12 protein-coding genes are annotated in these 15904 nt (G+C 67.8%); 3 read left to right on the top strand and 9 right to left on the bottom strand.

Annotation, left to right across the window (positions count from 1 at the left end; all coding sequences use genetic code 11):
• Positions 1-7 precede the first annotated feature (7 nt).
• Together AC5P5W_RS15445 and AC5P5W_RS15440 are read right to left on the bottom strand one after the other, a co-directional pair.
• Entirely contained in the window at positions 8-430 is a 423-nt protein-coding gene (locus tag AC5P5W_RS15445; RefSeq protein ID WP_014648113.1) for a response regulator, read from the bottom strand.
• Between the two features lie 92 nt (positions 431-522).
• Entirely contained in the window at positions 523-1290 is a 768-nt protein-coding gene (locus tag AC5P5W_RS15440; protein ID WP_053496107.1) for a CPBP family glutamic-type intramembrane protease, read from the bottom strand.
• Positions 1291-1439: 149 nt separating this feature from the next.
• Here AC5P5W_RS15440 and AC5P5W_RS15435 point away from each other — a divergent pair, with 149 nt between their 5' ends.
• Positions 1440-1745: a zf-TFIIB domain-containing protein gene (locus AC5P5W_RS15435; RefSeq protein WP_197575164.1), complete on the top strand. Its 306-nt coding sequence runs from the start codon at positions 1440-1442 to the stop codon at positions 1743-1745.
• 78 nt (positions 1746-1823) lie between these two features.
• Here AC5P5W_RS15435 and AC5P5W_RS15430 read toward each other — a convergent pair whose 3' ends face one another.
• The 6 genes from AC5P5W_RS15430 to AC5P5W_RS15405 all read right to left on the bottom strand — a co-directional run bounded on the left by AC5P5W_RS15430 (position 1824) and on the right by AC5P5W_RS15405 (position 8823).
• Positions 1824-2336 carry a GNAT family N-acetyltransferase gene (locus tag AC5P5W_RS15430; protein WP_197575162.1) on the bottom strand — a complete coding sequence of 171 codons (513 nt, stop codon included), beginning with the start codon at positions 2334-2336 and terminating at the stop codon, positions 1824-1826.
• An 81-nt stretch (positions 2337-2417) separates the two neighbouring features.
• Entirely contained in the window at positions 2418-3428 is a 1011-nt protein-coding gene (locus AC5P5W_RS15425; protein WP_197575160.1) for a copper resistance protein B, read from the bottom strand.
• Positions 3425-5236, bottom strand: coding sequence for a copper resistance system multicopper oxidase (locus AC5P5W_RS15420; RefSeq protein ID WP_197575158.1), 1812 nt, complete (start codon positions 5234-5236; stop codon positions 3425-3427). The genes AC5P5W_RS15425 and AC5P5W_RS15420 overlap by 4 nt, the downstream gene beginning before the upstream one ends.
• A gap of 75 nt (positions 5237-5311) precedes the next feature.
• Positions 5312-5692, bottom strand: a complete 381-nt coding sequence (locus AC5P5W_RS15415) for a CopL family metal-binding regulatory protein (protein WP_014648107.1) — start codon at positions 5690-5692, stop codon at positions 5312-5314.
• Positions 5693-5896: 204 nt separating this feature from the next.
• Positions 5897-7702: a DNA helicase RecQ gene (gene recQ / locus AC5P5W_RS15410; protein WP_032958973.1), complete on the bottom strand. Its 1806-nt coding sequence runs from the start codon at positions 7700-7702 to the stop codon at positions 5897-5899.
• 572 nt (positions 7703-8274) lie between these two features.
• The gene (locus AC5P5W_RS15405; RefSeq protein WP_005410730.1) at positions 8275-8823 is read right to left on the bottom strand and encodes a Dps family protein; all 549 of its coding nucleotides are present in this window, start codon (positions 8821-8823) and stop codon (positions 8275-8277) included.
• Between the two features lie 86 nt (positions 8824-8909).
• Between AC5P5W_RS15405 and hrpA the strand changes: the two genes are divergently transcribed.
• Complete coding sequence (gene hrpA, locus AC5P5W_RS15400) at positions 8910-12992, top strand: ATP-dependent RNA helicase HrpA (RefSeq protein ID WP_495221260.1); 4083 nt, start codon at positions 8910-8912, stop codon at positions 12990-12992.
• A 75-nt stretch (positions 12993-13067) separates the two neighbouring features.
• Here the strand turns inward: hrpA and AC5P5W_RS15395 are convergent, their stop codons facing one another.
• The gene (locus AC5P5W_RS15395; RefSeq protein WP_014648104.1) at positions 13068-13592 is read right to left on the bottom strand and encodes a hypothetical protein; all 525 of its coding nucleotides are present in this window, start codon (positions 13590-13592) and stop codon (positions 13068-13070) included.
• 130 nt (positions 13593-13722) lie between these two features.
• Here AC5P5W_RS15395 and AC5P5W_RS15390 point away from each other — a divergent pair, with 130 nt between their 5' ends.
• The gene (locus AC5P5W_RS15390) at positions 13723-15879 is read left to right on the top strand and encodes a RelA/SpoT family protein (protein WP_032958977.1); all 2157 of its coding nucleotides are present in this window, start codon (positions 13723-13725) and stop codon (positions 15877-15879) included.
• Positions 15880-15904: the final 25 nt, after the last annotated feature.

Below are 15904 nucleotides of genomic sequence, written 5' to 3'. Positions count from 1 at the left end.
GAGTGCCTCAGGCCGCCTGTGCGTCCGGCCCGGTCAATACGCCCACATCGGCGTGCCGGAAGCACAGCCGGATCGCGTCGAGCAGCTCGCTCATGTTGTAGGGTTTGGGCAGGAAATGGATGCCGTCGCGGAGCTGCGGCAGCACCTGGTGCTGGTCCATGCCCGACGTCACCAGGATCGGCAGCTGGGGATACAGGCTGCGGACCCGGTTGGCGGCTTCAATGCCACTGATCGCACCCAGATTGACGTCGGTGAACAGCAGGTCGAAACGCTCACCGGCCGCCAGCAGGCCCAGCGCCGCTTCGGCAGAGCTCACGCCCACTACGTGGCAGGCCTGGCTTTCCAGCGCCAGTCGGCTCAGCTCGCGGGTTTCCTCGGCGTCCTCGATGAGCAGGACGCGGGGTTCAACGTGGCGCTTGGACAGCAACATGACGCGACAACTCCGGACAGCAACGGTGAAAAGGCGCGCAAGTATGCGCAAGCCGGTAGTGATCCCGACGTGCACGGCAAGCTAAGCGGGCGTTACAGGCCTCTCTGGCGCCTGAGCCGCACGTGCCAGGCCAGCACCGCCACTGCGAGCAGGGCGGTGCCGATGCGCAGGCCGGTGGCCTGCCAACCCAATGCGATGGCGTCATCGAGGCTGAACACATTCCAGGCAAGGTTCATCGAAACATGCAGGATCAGGCCGCACCACAGGGTGTCGCCGTCGAGGTGGTCGAGCCAGGCGAAGATGAAGCCGCCCAGCGCGATCACCGCGCCAATGAACAGTGCGATGCCGCCGCCGTCGAACCCGCCGAAGCCGAGCCAGTGCACCATGCCGAACAGCAGTGCCTGCGGCAGCGCGAGCAACGGCCACGGACCGCGCACGATCTTCACCAGCAGCACGAAGCCGAGGCCACGGAACAGCACTTCCTCGGCCAGCGGGAACAGCGCGGCCAGCATCGTGGCATCCAGCGCAGTCAGTGCCGTGTTCGGAGTTCCGAGCAGCGCCAGTCCCAGCCAGCAGGGCAGGCTGGCCAGCAGCACCCACAACGGGCCGCCCCAGCCGTTTCCGCGCAGTCCCAAGCTGGCCATCAGGCCCATGTCACGGGGCCGCAGCAGCGCGGCCAGCAGCAGTGCCACCAGTACCGCCAGCGCGTTGTCCAACAGGCTGCCGCCATAGGGGATGGGCAGTGCGGGAACCGGTGTGCCGATGGCCGCGGCGATATCCCGCAGGTTCAGGCCAAGGCCGACACCCAGCAGCACCAGCAACAGGCGCGCGGTGGTGGGCAGGCGGGACAACACGGTCATGTACGCATTCCCTGCGGAACAAGGGCGCAGTGTGCCGCGCGGTACGCATGTGGGCACGCGCCGGAAGTCCCTGTGCCATCGGTCACGCGTTGCCGCACAGTCATCGCGGTGCAGGTACAGTCGAAACCAGACCGACAGGAGCAATACCGATGCTGTGCCCCGTGTGCAAGACCCAGACGCTGCAGATGGCCGAACGCCACGGCATTGAGATCGATTACTGCCCAAGTTGCCGCGGCGTGTGGCTGGATCGTGGCGAGCTGGACAAGATCATCGAGCGCGCAGGCGCCGGTGCGGCCGTACCGCCGGCAGCGCCCGTGCAGGCTCAGCCGGCCTCGCCGCCACCGGTGATGCACCGTGATACCCGCCACCTCGGCCAGCGCTACGAGGACAACCGGGGCCAGGGCTACAAGAAAAAGAAGAAGGACAGCTTCCTGTCGGAACTGTTCGATTTCTAGTTTGTAGCGTCGAGCCATGCTCGACTGGATATTGCAGACCCTGGCCAAGCATGGCTCGACGCTACATGGGCTGCATGATCATGGCCGCCGCAGGATGAACTCGCGGTCGTGGGTATCACCGACGATGAAGTCGTACTCGCCGACCTTGCTGCAGCCATAGCGCGCGTAGAAGCGCTGCGCGCCGAAGTTTTCTTCCCATACGCCCACCCACAGGGTGCGGCGCCGCGGCTGGTCCAGCCAGGCCATGAACGCGTCCATCAGGCGTGCACCATGGCCGCCGTTCTGGTGTGCGGCCAGGATGTAGAACCGCTTCAGTTCGATGTCGCCCTCGCGTGCATCGGCATGCGGCAGGGTGTTGGCACCGGCGGCCAGGTAGCCGACCACGGCGTCGCCGTCCATCAGCAGCCAGATGGCACTGCGTGGGTCGGACAGTTCAGTGCGCTGCGATTCGCTGCTGTAGTGCGCCTGCAGGAAATCATGCAGCTCCTGCGCGGGGTACGAGTCGCCCCAGGTTTCGGTGTAGGTGGTGATGGCGATCGCCGACAGGGCATCGACATCGGCAAGGGTGGCGCGGCGGATCTGCAACGACATGGCGGTGCCTGCACTGGAACGTGGCGCAGTGTAGCCGGCCCCGGCGGCTGCCGGGGCTGGCCATTGCGCACGAGCCGCTGCTCAGAACCACATGCGCACGCCGGCCACCCAGCGTGTGTCGCGCGCGTGGTCACCGGCGTAGTCGGCGGTGTCGCCAAACGTGCGCTCGTGGCTGATGCCGATGTATGGCGCAAAACGGCGGCTGAACTCATAGCGCAGGCGCAGCCCGGCTTCGACCTTGTTCAGTCCGCGACCAATGCCGTACTCCGGTTCATCCCTGGCAGCGACGGTGGCTTCCAGCAGCGGCTGCAGGATCAGGCGGTTGGTCAGCAGCACGTCGTACTCGACCTCGGCCTTGGCCAGCACTTGGCCGCCGGAACCCATATACAGCGTGGCCGAGCTCTCGAACTTGTACGGTGCCAGCCCCTGGATACCGATGGCCGCCCACGTGCGCGAGTCGGCCGGGCTGAAGTCCTGGCGCACGCCGACCAGCACGTCCCACCACGGCGACACGCTGCGGCCATACAGTGCTTCCAGCGACGATGACTCGGTGCGGCCGCGGCTGCGTTCGCCATCGGTGCGCAGCCACAGGCGGTTGATGTTGCCACCGATCCAGCCGGTGGCCTCCCAGGCCTGGCCGTTGCTGCTCTTGCCGTCCCAATGTTCGAGGCGGTCGATCAGCAGCAGGCTGTTGATCTCCGGCGCATGCTCCATCGCGCCGTGCGCGATCGGTGGGAATGCAGCGGCACGATCGGCATCGGACGGCACCGGGATGGGGTCGCGCGGTTCGGTGGGCGCGGGCGTGGCATGGCCCATTGCCCCGTGGTCCATCTGCGAATGGTCCATCGCCGCCGGTTGCATCGCGCCATGGTCCATCTTCGAGTGATCCATGCCGGCATGATCTGTGGCGCCCGAATCCATCTTCGAATGATCCATCTTCGAATGATCGGCCTGTTCGACCGGCGCGTTGGCGGTCTTTGCGGGCGGATCCATCGCGGCCATGTCATGCCCGGCGTGCGACTGCGCGAACACCGGCAATGCGGCGGCCAGGCCCAGGGCCAGCAGGCTGGGGGAAAGCAGTGAGCGGCTCATTCTTCGATCCTCACTTCGCGCATCATGCCCGCTTCCATGTGGTACAGCAGATGGCAGTGGTAGGCCCAGCGGCCGAGCGCATCGGCGCGCACGCGGTAGCTGCGGCGGGTGCCGGGCGGCATGTCGATGGTGTGCTTGCGCACCTGGAATTCCTCCTGCGCGTTCTCCAGATCGCTCCACACGCCATGCAGGTGGATCGGGTGCTGCATCATGGTGTCGTTGACCAGCACGATGCGCATGCGCTCGCCGTAGTTCAGCCGCAGCGGTTCGGCGCTGGCGAACGGAATGCCATCGAACGACCAGGAGAATTTCTCCATGTGCCCGGTCAGGTGCAGTTCGATCTCACGGCTGGGCTCGCGGCCATCGGGGTCCTCGAACAGGCTGCGCATCGCGCCATAGGTCAGCACCTGGCGGCCGTTGTCGCGCAGGCCGATGCCGGGGTCGTCCAGCTTCGGTTCGGTGGCCGAGCTCTGCATGTCCACCAGCGGGTTGTTGCGCTCGCTGGACGGGTGCTTCGGCGCCTTGCTGGCGGTATCGCCACCGGCAGGCGCGCCGTGGCCCATGCTGGCGCCGCAGCCGCCCTCCATGCCCTTCATCGCGGCCATGTCGTGGCCGCCGTGGCCACCACTGCCCATGTCGTGGCCCATGTCGCTCATCGTCAGCAACGGGCGTGGGTCGCGCTCGGGAATCGGCGCCTGCAGGCCATGGCGCACCGCCAGCGTGCCGGCGGCGAAGCCGGTGCGGCCCATGTCCTGGCAGAAGATGGTAAACGCGTCCTGGCCGGTGGGCTCGACCAGCACATCGTAGGTTTCGGCGGGAGCGATGCGGAACTCATCGATGCTGACCGGATGGATGTACTGGCCATCGGCGGCGACCACGGTCATCTTCAGGCCGGGAATGCGCACATCGAAGTAGGTCATCGAGGCGCCATTGATGAAACGCAGCAGCACCTTCTCGCCGCTGCGGAACAGCCCGGTCCAGTTGCCGGCCGGGGCGGTGCCGTTCATCAGGTAGGTGTAGGTGTGGGCGTTGATGTCGGAGATGTCGGTCGGCGTCATCCGCATCCGCCCCCACATGCCACGGTCGGACAGCGCGGCTGACCAGCCCTCGCGCTTCACGTCACGCAGGAAGTCGGGCAGGGTGCGCTTGTAGTAGTTGTCATGCTCGGCGAGCTTCTTCATGCGCCGGAACAGCGCACCCGGATCCATGTCGGTCCAGTCGGACAGCATGATCACGTGCTCGCGGTCGTGCCTGTACGGCGCCGGTTCGGCCGGATCGATGATCAGCGCGCCGTACAGGCCGGCCTGCTCCTGGAACATCGAGTGGCTGTGGTACCAGTAGGTACCCGACTGCTTCAGCTGGAAGTGGTAGTGGTAGGTCTCGCCGGGGCCGATGCCGTTGAAGCTCAGGCCGGGCACGCCGTCCATGTTGGCCGGCAGCAGGATGCCGTGCCAGTGGATCGAGGTCGGGTGGCGTTCCAGCGTGTTGCGCACGAACAGGTCCACGGTCTGGCCTTCGCGCCAGCGCAGGATCGGCGCCGGCAGCGATCCATTGACGGTGATCGCCGGGCGGGTGCGGCCGGTGAAGTTGGCCAGTGATTCGCCGATGGCCAGTTCGATGCGGGTGTCGCTGAGCACGGCTGGGGCGCCGGCCAGGCGCGGGGTGGCCGTGGCGGCGGCGAGCGCGCGCTGTGGTACGCCGACGGCGGCGATGCCGGCAACCACGCCGCCGGCGGCCAGGCCCTGCACGAACAGGCGGCGCGACGGCATGGGCACGGCGCCCGGACCGGGGGGAATGCGGGTATTCATGGTGGTGACTCCAGACACGTAAAGACGCCGGCAGGTGGCCGGCTACGGTGCGCAGGGCGCACGGTGCATGTGGAATCAGCCGATGGGAGGGCGTGAGATCGGCGGCAGCGGCGGCGCCGGACGGCCGGTGGCCGGCATCGGCTGTGGTGCCAGCGACAACGCCGGGCCGGCCATGAACGGCAACGGCTGCACCACCAGCAACGGGTGCTGGGCACAGCTGCGCACGCAGTCCTTGATCTGGCAGTGGGCGTCGTGGGCGGGGGCCTTGGCCTGCGGGGCCGGGTCGGCCTGCATGCCGGCGTGGTGGCAGTCGGCGTCACCGCCAGCTGCGGCGGCCGCGACGGCGTGTGCCATCCGCCCCATTTCTTCATGACCGCTGGCCATGGCCGCGTTCAGCCCGTTGAGCAACAGGCTGAGCATGAGCACGACACGAAGCAGGGTCGAAGCCAGGGACATGGCGCTAATCTAGCCGCAAGCGGGCGCGGATGCACTTCCGGCTGAATGGCCGGTTCAAGGTTGGAGCTGCACCAAGGTGGAGCCGGGCCCGCGCTCGGCTGCTGTTCGCGCAGGGGCAGCCGAGCGTGGGCTCGGCTCTACAGGGGCGCCCGCGCGCCGTTGGGACCATGCCCGGCGGCCGCGCAGCGTGGCAACGCGATACCGTCAGCCCTCTTCGCGCACGATCTCGACCAGGCGCGGGCCGTAACGGCTCAGCTTGGTGCCGCCGATGCCGCCGACCCGTGCCAGTGCATCCAGGCTGGTCGGGCGCTGTTCGGCGATGTTGCGCAGGGTGCTGTCGTGGAAGATCACGAACGCCGGCACGTTCTGTTCGCGGGCCAGTTCGGCACGCAGGCCGCGCAGGGCGTTGAACAGCGCCAGATCCTGCGGCAGTACCGACAGCCCGGTACGCTGCGCACTGCGCTCGCGCCCGCTGGTGCTGCTGGCCGGGTCGCGGCGCATGCTGATCTGTCGGCGGCCGGTCAGTACGTCGCGGCTGGCGTCGGTCAGGCGCAGGCCGCCGTGGCCCTCGCTGTCCACTTCCAGCAGGCTGGCGGCGACCAGTTGGCGGAACACGCTGCGCCAGGTGCGCGCATCCAGATCGCGACCGATCGCATAGGTGCTGAGCTTGTCGTGGCCCTGCTGCTTCACCTTCTCGTTCTCGCTGCCACGCAGGATGTCGATCAGGTGGCCGACGCCGAAGCGCTGGCCGCTGCGGTAGACGCAGCTCAGCGCCTTCTGTGCCGGAATGGTCGCGTCCCACGAGGCCGGCGGTGTCAGGCAGTTGTCGCAGTTGCCGCAGGGCTGGGGGTAGGTCTCGCCGAAACCGGCCAGCAGCACCTGGCGGCGGCACTGCATGGATTCGCAGTAGCCCAGCAGATGGTCGAGCTTGGCCCGCTCCAGCTGCTTGCGCTCTTCGCCGGCCTCGGACTGCTCGATCATCTGCTTGAGCAGCACCACGTCGCCCAGGCCGTAGCACAGCCAGGCCTCGGCGGCCTCGCCATCGCGACCGGCGCGGCCGGTTTCCTGGTAGTAGCCTTCCATCGACTTGGGCAGGTCGGTATGCGCGACAAAGCGCACGTCCGGCTTGTCGATGCCCATGCCGAAGGCGATGGTGGCGCACATCACGATGCCGTCCTCGCGCAGGAAGCGGCGCTGGTTGTTCGCGCGCACGTCCGGCGGCAGGCCGGCGTGGTAGGGCAGGGCGTTGAAGCCCTGGCCGCAGAGGAATTCAGCGGTCTCCTCGACCTTGCGCCGCGACATGCAGTAGACGATGCCGGCCTCGCCACGGTGGCTGCGCAGGAAGTCGGTCAGCTGCTTGCGGGCGTTGTCCTTCTGCACCACGGTGTAGCGGATGTTGGGGCGGTCGAAGGAGCTGACGAAGTGGCGTGCTTCCTGCAGATCCAGGCGCTCGGCGATCTCGCGCTGGGTTGGCGGATCGGCGGTGGCGGTCAGCGCGATCCTCGGGATCTGCGGCCAGCGCTCGTGCAGCACGGTCAGCTGGCGGTATTCCGGGCGGAAGTCGTGGCCCCACTGCGACACGCAGTGTGCTTCGTCGATGGCGAACAGGGCGATCTGGCTGCGCGACAGCAGCGACAGGAAGCGACCGGTCAGCAGCCGCTCGGGAGCGACATAGAGCATGTCCAGCTCACCGGCGAGCAGTTCGCGCTCGACGCGGCCGGCAGTCTCGGCATCCAGGGTGGAATTCAGGTACTCGGCGCGCACGCCGAGCTGGCGCAGGGCTTCGACCTGGTCCTGCATCAGCGCGATCAGCGGCGAGATGACGATGCCGCAACCGTCACGCAGCAGGGCCGGGACCTGGTAGCACAGCGATTTGCCGCCGCCGGTGGGCATCAGCACCAGGGCATCGTGACCGGCAGCCACATGCTCCACGATGTCCTGCTGCGGACCACGGAAATCGTCGTAACCAAAGACGCGTTGGAGCAGGTCGTGCGCGGGACGGGAAGCCATCCGGTTAGTTTACCCCGGAGGGAGGGGTAGGGGTTCGGCAGGGCTGCGCCCTGCACCTGCTGCAAGCCAGTGCAACGTCAAAGGCAACAGCCGGCTCTGGGCTGTCTGCTTATTGGGCGGGGCGGTGTGGGCTTGCAGGACACGCCGTAAACCCGTCCTTGGGGGCTCGATGGCGCCATCCATGGCGCCAACGCTCCTGCAAGCCCACACCGCCCCACCCCCGACAGTTTCCCGGTGACGGGGGGCCAGATCAATCCACGCCATGCGTGGATGAAAACTGTCAGAACTCGACAAACAAAATGGGGTCAGATCCGTTTTCCTGCGGAAAACGGATCTGACCCCAATGGCTTTGCCGGCAGATCGCGGAAAACTGCCGAAGGCGGGGTGGGTCCGGTGGCAGGGGTGTCCGCGGCATGGATGCCGCGGCCAAGCCCCCAAGGACGGGTTTACGGCGTCCCCTGCCACCGGACCCATCCCGCCTACCCACAGGAGGCCAGCTTTTGCTCTGGCTCTGGCCTTGGCTTTAAGGCCTCTGCGGGTGCAGGGCGCAGCCCTGCCGGGCCCCCCAACTCTTACTGCAGCAGCGAGCGCAGCATCCAGGCGTACTTCTCGTGGGTCTGCAGCCGCTGGGTCATCAGATCCTCGGTCGGGGCGTCGTCTCCCTTGGCCGCCACCTCCAGCACTTCACGTGCCGTACGGCAGACTGCTTCGTTGGCGACCACCAACTGGCGTACCATTTCACGCCAGTCCGCGCTGTCGGTCAGGCCCGGTTCCTCGGCGATCGAGGTCAGCGCAGCGAATTCCCGGTAGGAGCCCGGGGCATTGAAGCCCAGCGCGCGGATGCGCTCGGCCACGTCGTCCAGTGCCGCCCACTGCTCGGTGTACTGCGTCTCGAACATGGTGTGCAGCGAGTTGAACATCGACCCGGTCACGTTCCAGTGGAAGTTGTGCGTCTTCAGGTAGAGCGTGAACGCATCGGCCTGGAAGCGCGACAGACCGTCGGCGATCTTCTTGCGGTCGCCCTGGGTGATCCCGATATCGATGTTCGGCGCCGACGGTGCCGCCGCTGCAAGCTTCTGCTTGCCGGTCTTGGCCTTGGTCGTGCTCTTGGTCTTCGCCATGGGGTTCCTCCTTGTGGAATCGTTGGCCTTCACAATAAACCGGTCGTGATGACTGGTCGCTATCAAAGTTTTGAACGAACCGATTGATGAACTCTATCGATAAAAATCCATCGTCCCGCCTGCGCCAACAGCGCGCCGCCATCGACGGCGCCATGAGCCGCGACCGGGGCCGTTTGCTGGGGATGCTCTCGCGTTGCCAGGCCAAGCCACAGGATGCGGCGTTGGCCGCTACCTTCGAGCAGGCCTTGCAGGCGTCGGTGCAGCGCCGGCAGGTCCGGGCGCAGCAGCAGCCGTCCATTACTCTGGACCCGCAGCTGCCGATTGCGCGTGAAGCCGACGCCATCATCGGGCTGATCCGCGACCATCAGGTGGTGGTGATCGCTGGTGAAACCGGCTCGGGCAAGACCACCCAGCTGCCGAAACTGTGCCTGGCCGCAGGCCGTGGCCAGGCCGGCATGATCGGTTGCACCCAGCCGCGACGGATTGCCGCACGTGCGGTGGCAAGCCGCGTGGCGCAGGAACTGCAGAGCGAACTGGGCCAGCTGGTCGGCTACCAGGTGCGCTTCAACGACAAGGTCAGCGACGACAGCCGCATCAAGTTCATGACCGACGGCATCCTGCTGGCGGAGATCGCCAGTGACCGCTGGTTGTCGAACTACGACACGATCATCGTCGACGAGGCGCACGAACGCAGCCTCAACATCGATTTCCTGCTGGGCTACCTGAAGCAGCTGCTGCGCAGGCGCCCGGACCTGAAACTGATCGTCACCTCGGCCACCATCGATACCGAACGCTTCGCCCAGCATTTCGACAATGCGCCGGTGATCAGCGTCGAAGGCCGCACCTACCCGGTGGAAGTGCGCTATCGCGCGCTGGAAGGCGAGGGCGAAGACCAGGGCGAACGCACCGTCAACGACGCCATCGTGTCGGCCATCGACGAGATCACCCGCCTGGATGCGCGCGGCGATGTGCTGATCTTCCTGCCGGGCGAACGCGAGATCCGCGATGCGCACCAGTCGCTGGAGCGCCGCAAGTACCGCAACACCGAGGTGCTGCCGCTCTATGCGCGGCTGTCCAACCAGGACCAGGACCGGGTGTTCAATCCCGGGCCGAACCGGCGCATCGTGCTGGCCACCAACGTCGCGGAGACCTCGCTGACGGTGCCGCGCATCCGCTACGTGGTCGATCCGGGCTTTGCCCGCGTCAAGCGCTACAGTCCGCGCAACAAGCTGGACCGCCTGCACATCGAGCCGATCTCGCAGGCCAGCGCCAACCAGCGCAAGGGCCGCTGCGGCCGTATCGCCGAGGGCATCTGTTACCGCCTGTACGCCGAAGCCGATTTCCAGGCGCGGCCGGAGTTCACCGATCCGGAAATCCGCCGCTCCAGCCTGGCCGGGGTGATCCTGCGCATGCTGCAGCTGGGCCTGGGCCGCATCGAGGAGTTTCCGTTCCTGGAAGCGCCGGACGAGCGTGCGGTGGCCGATGGCTGGCAGCAGCTGACCGAACTGGGTGCGATCGACGCCGAGCGGCGCATGACCACCATCGGCAAGCAGATGGCACGCCTGCCGGTGGACGTGAAGCTGGCGCGCATGCTGGTCGCCGCGCAGGCCGCCGGCTGCCTGCGGCCGATGCTGGTGATCGCCTCGTTCCTGGGCATCCAGGACCCGCGCGAACGTCCGCCCGAAGCACGCGGTGCCGCCGACAGCGCGCATGCGCAGTTCGCCGATGGTCGTTCCGAGTTCGTTGGCGTGCTGCGCCTGTGGGATGCCTACCGGCAGGCCCATGAAGACCTGACCCAGTCCAAGCTGCGCGACTGGTGCGGCCGTCATTTCCTCGGCTTCCTGCGCATGCGCGAGTGGCGCGAGCTGCACCGCCAGCTGCGGCTGCTGTGCGAGGAACTGGGCTGGAAGGAAGAGGCCAGCGAGGCGTCGATGGCGCCGTTGCTGGCCGGCAGCAGTGCGCCGGCGGCAGCGCGTGATGATGCCGCCGCAGTGAAGGCCACCCGTGGCCAGCTGCACCGCGCTGCACGCCTGGCCCGCGAAGGCAAGGCCGAAGCGGCGCCGACGCCGGTGGCCGTACGTGCACAGAAGGAGCAGGCACCGGCGGGCGGCGGCTTCAGCGAACGCGTGCGCGCGGCTGCCTACCAGACCCTGCACCGGGCGTTGGTGGCGGGCCTGCCGACGCAGATCGGGCACCGCACCGAGAAGGGCGATTTCCAGGCGCCACGGCAGCGCCGTTTCCTGCCGTTCCCCGGTTCGGCGCTGTCCAAGCGCCCGCCGCCGTGGTTGCTGGTGGCCAACCTGCTGGACACGCAGAAGGTCTGGGGCATGACCCTGGCCGCGATCGAGCCGGACTGGGTCATCGCCGAACTGCCGCACCTGCTGCTGCGCAAGCACTTCGACCCGCACTGGTCGCGCGCGCAGGGCCAGGTGCTGGCCTCCGAGCAGATCAGCCTGTTCGGCCTGGTGCTGGCACCGAAGAGGCCGGTGCACTACGGCCGCATCGCACCGGGCGAGGCGCACGACATCTTCGTGCGCCAGGCGCTGGTGACCGGCGAGATCAACACCCGCGCCAGCTTCGTGGCCGACAACCAGAAAGTGCTGGAGGTCGCCCGCGAGGAGGAAGCGAAGCTGCGCCGCGCCGGCATCGTGGCCGACGAGGACTGGCAGGCGCGCTGGTACCTGGACCGGGTGCCGCCGCAGATCCATTCGGCCGCAGGGCTGGATACCTGGTGGAAGGGGCTGGCGCCGGAACAGCGCAAGACCCTGCACTGGTCACTGGTCGACCTGTTGCCGGGTGAGGGCAGCGAACAGGAGCGCTACCCGAAGTACCTGCCACTGGGCCAGGCGCGCCTGCCACTGCACTACCGCTTCGAGCCGGGTGCCGATGATGACGGCGTGACCCTGGACGTGCCGCTGCACCTGCTCAACGCGCTGGACCCGGTGCAGCTGGGCTGGCTGGCGCCTGGCTTCGTCGCCGACAAGGCCTCGGCACTCATCCGCAGCCTGCCCAAGGCGATGCGCCGCAACTACGTGCCGGCGCCGGACTTCGGTCGTGCGTTCTTCGAGGCATTCCCGCAGCCCAGCGCCGATGCCATCACTGGCGAACTGGCGCGCTTTTTGTCACGTGCCACCGGCGCGACGGTGACGGCGCTCGATTTCGAACCCGCTTCGATCGAACCGCACCTGCACATGAACCTGCGCCTGCGCGACGAGCACGGCAAGGTGCTGGCGACCTCGCGTGATCTCGATGCGTTGCGCGCGAAATTCGGCGGCCGTGCCGGCGATGCCTTCGCTGCACGCGCGGGGCGCGAGATGGCGGCCGATGGCCTGCGCACGTTCCCGGCCGCGCCGATTCCGCTGCAGGTGCCCGGTGAAGCCGGCGTTCCGGCCTATCCGGCGCTGCTGGACGAGGGCGACAGCGTGGCGCTGCGCATCTTCGCCGATCGCCAGCAGGCGCAGGAGGCCCACCCGCTGGGTGTGCGCCGGCTGCTGGAGATTGCCCTGGCCGAGAAGGTCAAGCAGGCGCGCAAGCAGCTGCCGGTGGGTGCCAAGACCGGCCTGCTGTATGCCGCGATCGAATCGCAGGAACGCCTGCGTGGAGACCTGGTGGATGCGGCGATGAACGCGGTGCTGGCCGAAGGCCTGGAAGACATCCGCGATGCGGCAGCCTTCGAGCAACGCCGCGAGCATGCGGCCAAGGCCCTGTTCGGCGAGGCGATGTCGCGGCTGAAACTGGCCGAGTCCATCCTGGCGCTGGTGGCGGAACTGAAGCCGTTGCTGGAGGCGCCGTTGATGGGCTGGGCGCGTGGCAACCTGGACGACATGGAAGCGCAGCTGGCCGGGCTGATCCACCCCGGCTTCCTGCGCGACACGCCGGCCGACGCGCTGGCGCAGTACCCGCGCTACCTGAAGGCGATGATCCTGCGCACCGAGCGTGCCAAGCGTGATCCGCCGCGTGACCAGGCGCGCATGCTGGAATTGCACCCGTTCCTGGAGGCGCTGGAAGCGGGCGAGCAGCAGGGCCTGCGTGATCGCCCGCAATGGCAGGCGCTGCGTTGGGATCTGGAAGAGCTGCGGGTGTCGTTGTTCGCGCAGGAGCTGGGGGCACGCACCGGCATTTCGGCGAAGAAGCTGGCGCAGCGGGTGGCTGCACTTCGCCAGGCGTGAACGCGCGCCATGGTCGCCCCATCGGGCGACCATGGCCGCCGGGCATGGATCCGGCACGGCCGGAATGCCCGGGCGTTACTTGGTGCGACGAACCTTCGGTTGCACGTTCACCCCGTCCACCTTCATGTACCAGGCGCCCATCACGCCTGGGCGCATGCTGACGTTCGGCGCTTCCTTGCGGCCACCGGAATAGTGCGTGGCGTCTATCTGCTCCCACTCCTGGCCGTTCTGCAGCACGTAGCGGCGGCCCTGGCCGAAGCCACGGAATTCGCCCTGCAGGGTGCTTTCGATCGGTTCGCTGCTGCCGAAGTCCAGGAAGCCGCGGTTCTTCTTGATCACTTCCTGGCGGCCTTCTTCGCGCGCTGCGGCGACGGCCTGGGTGGTGGCCGCCTCGACCTTGCCCTGCAGCCAGCGGTTGAGCGTGGCCAGTTCAGCGGCGCTGAGCTTGTCCAGGCCAGCGGCCTTGAACTCGGTGGGCGACATCTGCTGCTGCAGGTCGCCCTCCACCACGCGCTGGGCCAGCGCAGGCGCGGACAGGGACAGCAACACGGCGGCACAGGCCAGCAGCCGTGGACGGACGCGCAGGGCAATCGAAGGCATGGCGGGTCTCTCCTGGATGTGTTGGCGAGTGTAGCGGCATGTCTTCATGCCGGGTGATGGTGGCCGCAGTGATTGTCCCTGAACGGCGCCGGCGCTAGTGTAGGGGCCTCTGTCTTGCCTGCTCGATGCTGTGAACCGCGCTTCCGTCCCTGGCCTGGATGCCTTGTTGAACCGTCCCTCGGCAGCGGTGCTGCCTGCTCCGCTGCGCCAGGCCCTGCGCGAGCATTGGGAAGCGCCGGATTGCGACCACCAGATGCGTGCCACCTGGTCGGTGCTGGGCGATACCCTCGATGCGCTGGCGATGCTCTCGGCCGACGAAGGCGCGGTGGTGGCAGCATTGCTGTTCGACCTGCCGGGCCTGCGCGCCAGCCTGGACCAGCTGCCGCTGGGCAGCCACCAGGCGGCGGTGATCGGCCTGCTCGATGGCCAGGATGCGGCCGACCCGGTGTGGGCGCTGCACGCCGGCCGTGAGGCCGGACGCAACAGCGAGGGCCTGCGCCGGCTGCTGCTGGCGATCATCCGCGACCTGCGCGTGGTGCCGATCCTGCTGGCGCGCCAGCTCGCGAGGATGCGCGCGGCCGACAAGCTGGACGACGAGCAACGCCGCGCGCTGGCCCAGCTGACCCGCGACATCCACGCGCCCCTGGCCAACCGCCTGGGCATCTGGCAGCTGAAGTGGGAGCTGGAGGACCTGGCGTTCCGCCACCTGGAACCGGAAACCTACCGCCGCATCGCCCGCGAGGTGGACGAAACCCGCATCGCCCGCGAGCGTTACGTCGAGAACGTCAAGAAGGTGCTGTCGCGCGAGCTGGTCGCCCAGGGCATCAAGGCCGAAGTCAGCGGCCGCCCGAAGCACATCTACAGCATCTGGCGGAAGATGCAGAAGAAGCGGCTGGCCTTCGACCAGCTGTATGACATCCGTGCGGTGCGCGTGATGGTCGACGACGTCGCCGCCTGCTACGCCGCGCTGGGCGTGGTGCACGCGCTGTGGGCGCCGGTACCAAGCGAGTTCGATGATTACATCGCACGCCCGAAGGCCAACGACTATCGCTCGCTGCATACCGCCGTGGTCGGCCCGGAAGGGCGCACCATCGAAGTGCAGATCCGTACCCATGAAATGCACTCGCAGGCCGAGCTGGGCGTGGCCGCGCACTGGAAGTACAAGGAAGGCGGCAAGGGCGCGGAGAAGTCCTTCGATCGCAAGATCACCTGGATGCGCCAGCTGCTGGAGCAGGCGCAGGACGGGCAGGGCAATGAACTGGCCGGGGCGCTCGATGCCGAGCTGACCGAGGACCGGGTCTATGCGCTGAGCCCGAAGGACGAGGTGCTGGACCTGCCGCAGGGCGCTACGCCGCTCGATTTCGCCTACCAGGTGCACACCATGGTCGGGCACCGCTGCCGCGGCGCCAAGGTCAACGGCCGTATCGTGCCGCTGACCTATCGCCTGCGCAGTGGCGACCGCGTCGAGATCCTGACCGGCAAGGAGGCCGACCCGCGCCGCGACTGGCTGATGCCGGCCAATGGCTTCCTGGCCAGCAACCGCTCGCGCGAGAAGGTGCGCAGCTGGTTCCACAAGCTGGACCGCGCGCGCAACGTGCAGGCCGGTCGCGAGCTGCTCGAGCGCGAGCTGAAGCGGCTGGGCCTGCAGCACTCGGACCTGGCCGTCGCGGCCAAGAAGTTCCATGCCGACAGCGTCGATGACCTGTACATCCAGGTGGCGCTGGGCGATACCGGCCCGAACCAGGTCAGCCGGACGTTGCTGGAGGCGGAACGTGCCGCCAGCCAGCCCGCGCCCGCGCCGACCCTGCCGCGGCCGACCGCGCGCCGCGAGAACCTGGGCAAGTCCAAGTTCACCGTGCAGGGCGTGGGCAACCTGCTGGTGCAGCTGGCACGCTGCTGCCAGCCGGTGGCCGGCGAGCCGATCGTCGGCTACCTGACCCGTAGCCGTGGTGTCACTGTGCATCGTGCAGACTGTGCCGCGCTGGCCCGGCTGGCCGCCGCCAGCCCGCAGCGCATCCTGCCGGTGGAGTGGGGCCAGGCCGGTGGCGGCTACGAAGTGGACGTGGTGGTCGACGCGGTCGACCGCCGCTGGCTGCTGAAGGACATCACCAACCTGATCGCCCAGGAAGACGCCTACGTGCTCGACATCCACAGTGACAACGTGCGCAACAGTGGCCGTGCCCATCTGCGGCTGCGGCTGAAGGTCAGCGACTACGGGCAGTTGTCGACGCTGCTGGGCAAGCTTGATGCGCTGCCGGGCGTGAGCGAGGCACGTCGCCTCGGCTGAGCTTCACGCTGCCCCGGCTACCCTG

This window comes from Stenotrophomonas sp. YJH_SMC_123 (assembly GCF_059368215.1).
This window is presented reverse-complemented; position numbering and strand designations above follow the sequence as displayed.

Excerpts from the sequence above, each read along its gene's own strand:
- AC5P5W_RS15405 (WP_005410730.1), bottom strand. The coding sequence starts at position 8,823 with ATGGCGAAGACCAAGAGCACGACCAAGGCCAAGACCGGCAAGCAGAAG.
- AC5P5W_RS15420 (WP_197575158.1), bottom strand. The coding sequence starts at position 5,236 with ATGAATACCCGCATTCCCCCCGGTCCGGGCGCCGTGCCCATGCCGTCG.
- AC5P5W_RS15435 (WP_197575164.1), top strand. The coding sequence starts at position 1,440 with ATGCTGTGCCCCGTGTGCAAGACCCAGACGCTGCAGATGGCCGAACGC.
- AC5P5W_RS15430 (WP_197575162.1), bottom strand. The coding sequence starts at position 2,336 with ATGTCGTTGCAGATCCGCCGCGCCACCCTTGCCGATGTCGATGCCCTG.
- recQ (WP_032958973.1), bottom strand. The coding sequence starts at position 7,702 with ATGGCTTCCCGTCCCGCGCACGACCTGCTCCAACGCGTCTTTGGTTAC.
- AC5P5W_RS15440 (WP_053496107.1), bottom strand. The coding sequence starts at position 1,290 with ATGACCGTGTTGTCCCGCCTGCCCACCACCGCGCGCCTGTTGCTGGTG.
- AC5P5W_RS15415 (WP_014648107.1), bottom strand. The coding sequence starts at position 5,692 with ATGTCCCTGGCTTCGACCCTGCTTCGTGTCGTGCTCATGCTCAGCCTG.
- AC5P5W_RS15445 (WP_014648113.1), bottom strand. The coding sequence starts at position 430 with ATGTTGCTGTCCAAGCGCCACGTTGAACCCCGCGTCCTGCTCATCGAG.
- hrpA (WP_495221260.1), top strand. The coding sequence starts at position 8,910 with ATGAACTCTATCGATAAAAATCCATCGTCCCGCCTGCGCCAACAGCGC.
- AC5P5W_RS15425 (WP_197575160.1), bottom strand. The coding sequence starts at position 3,428 with ATGAGCCGCTCACTGCTTTCCCCCAGCCTGCTGGCCCTGGGCCTGGCC.
- AC5P5W_RS15395 (WP_014648104.1), bottom strand. The coding sequence starts at position 13,592 with ATGCCTTCGATTGCCCTGCGCGTCCGTCCACGGCTGCTGGCCTGTGCC.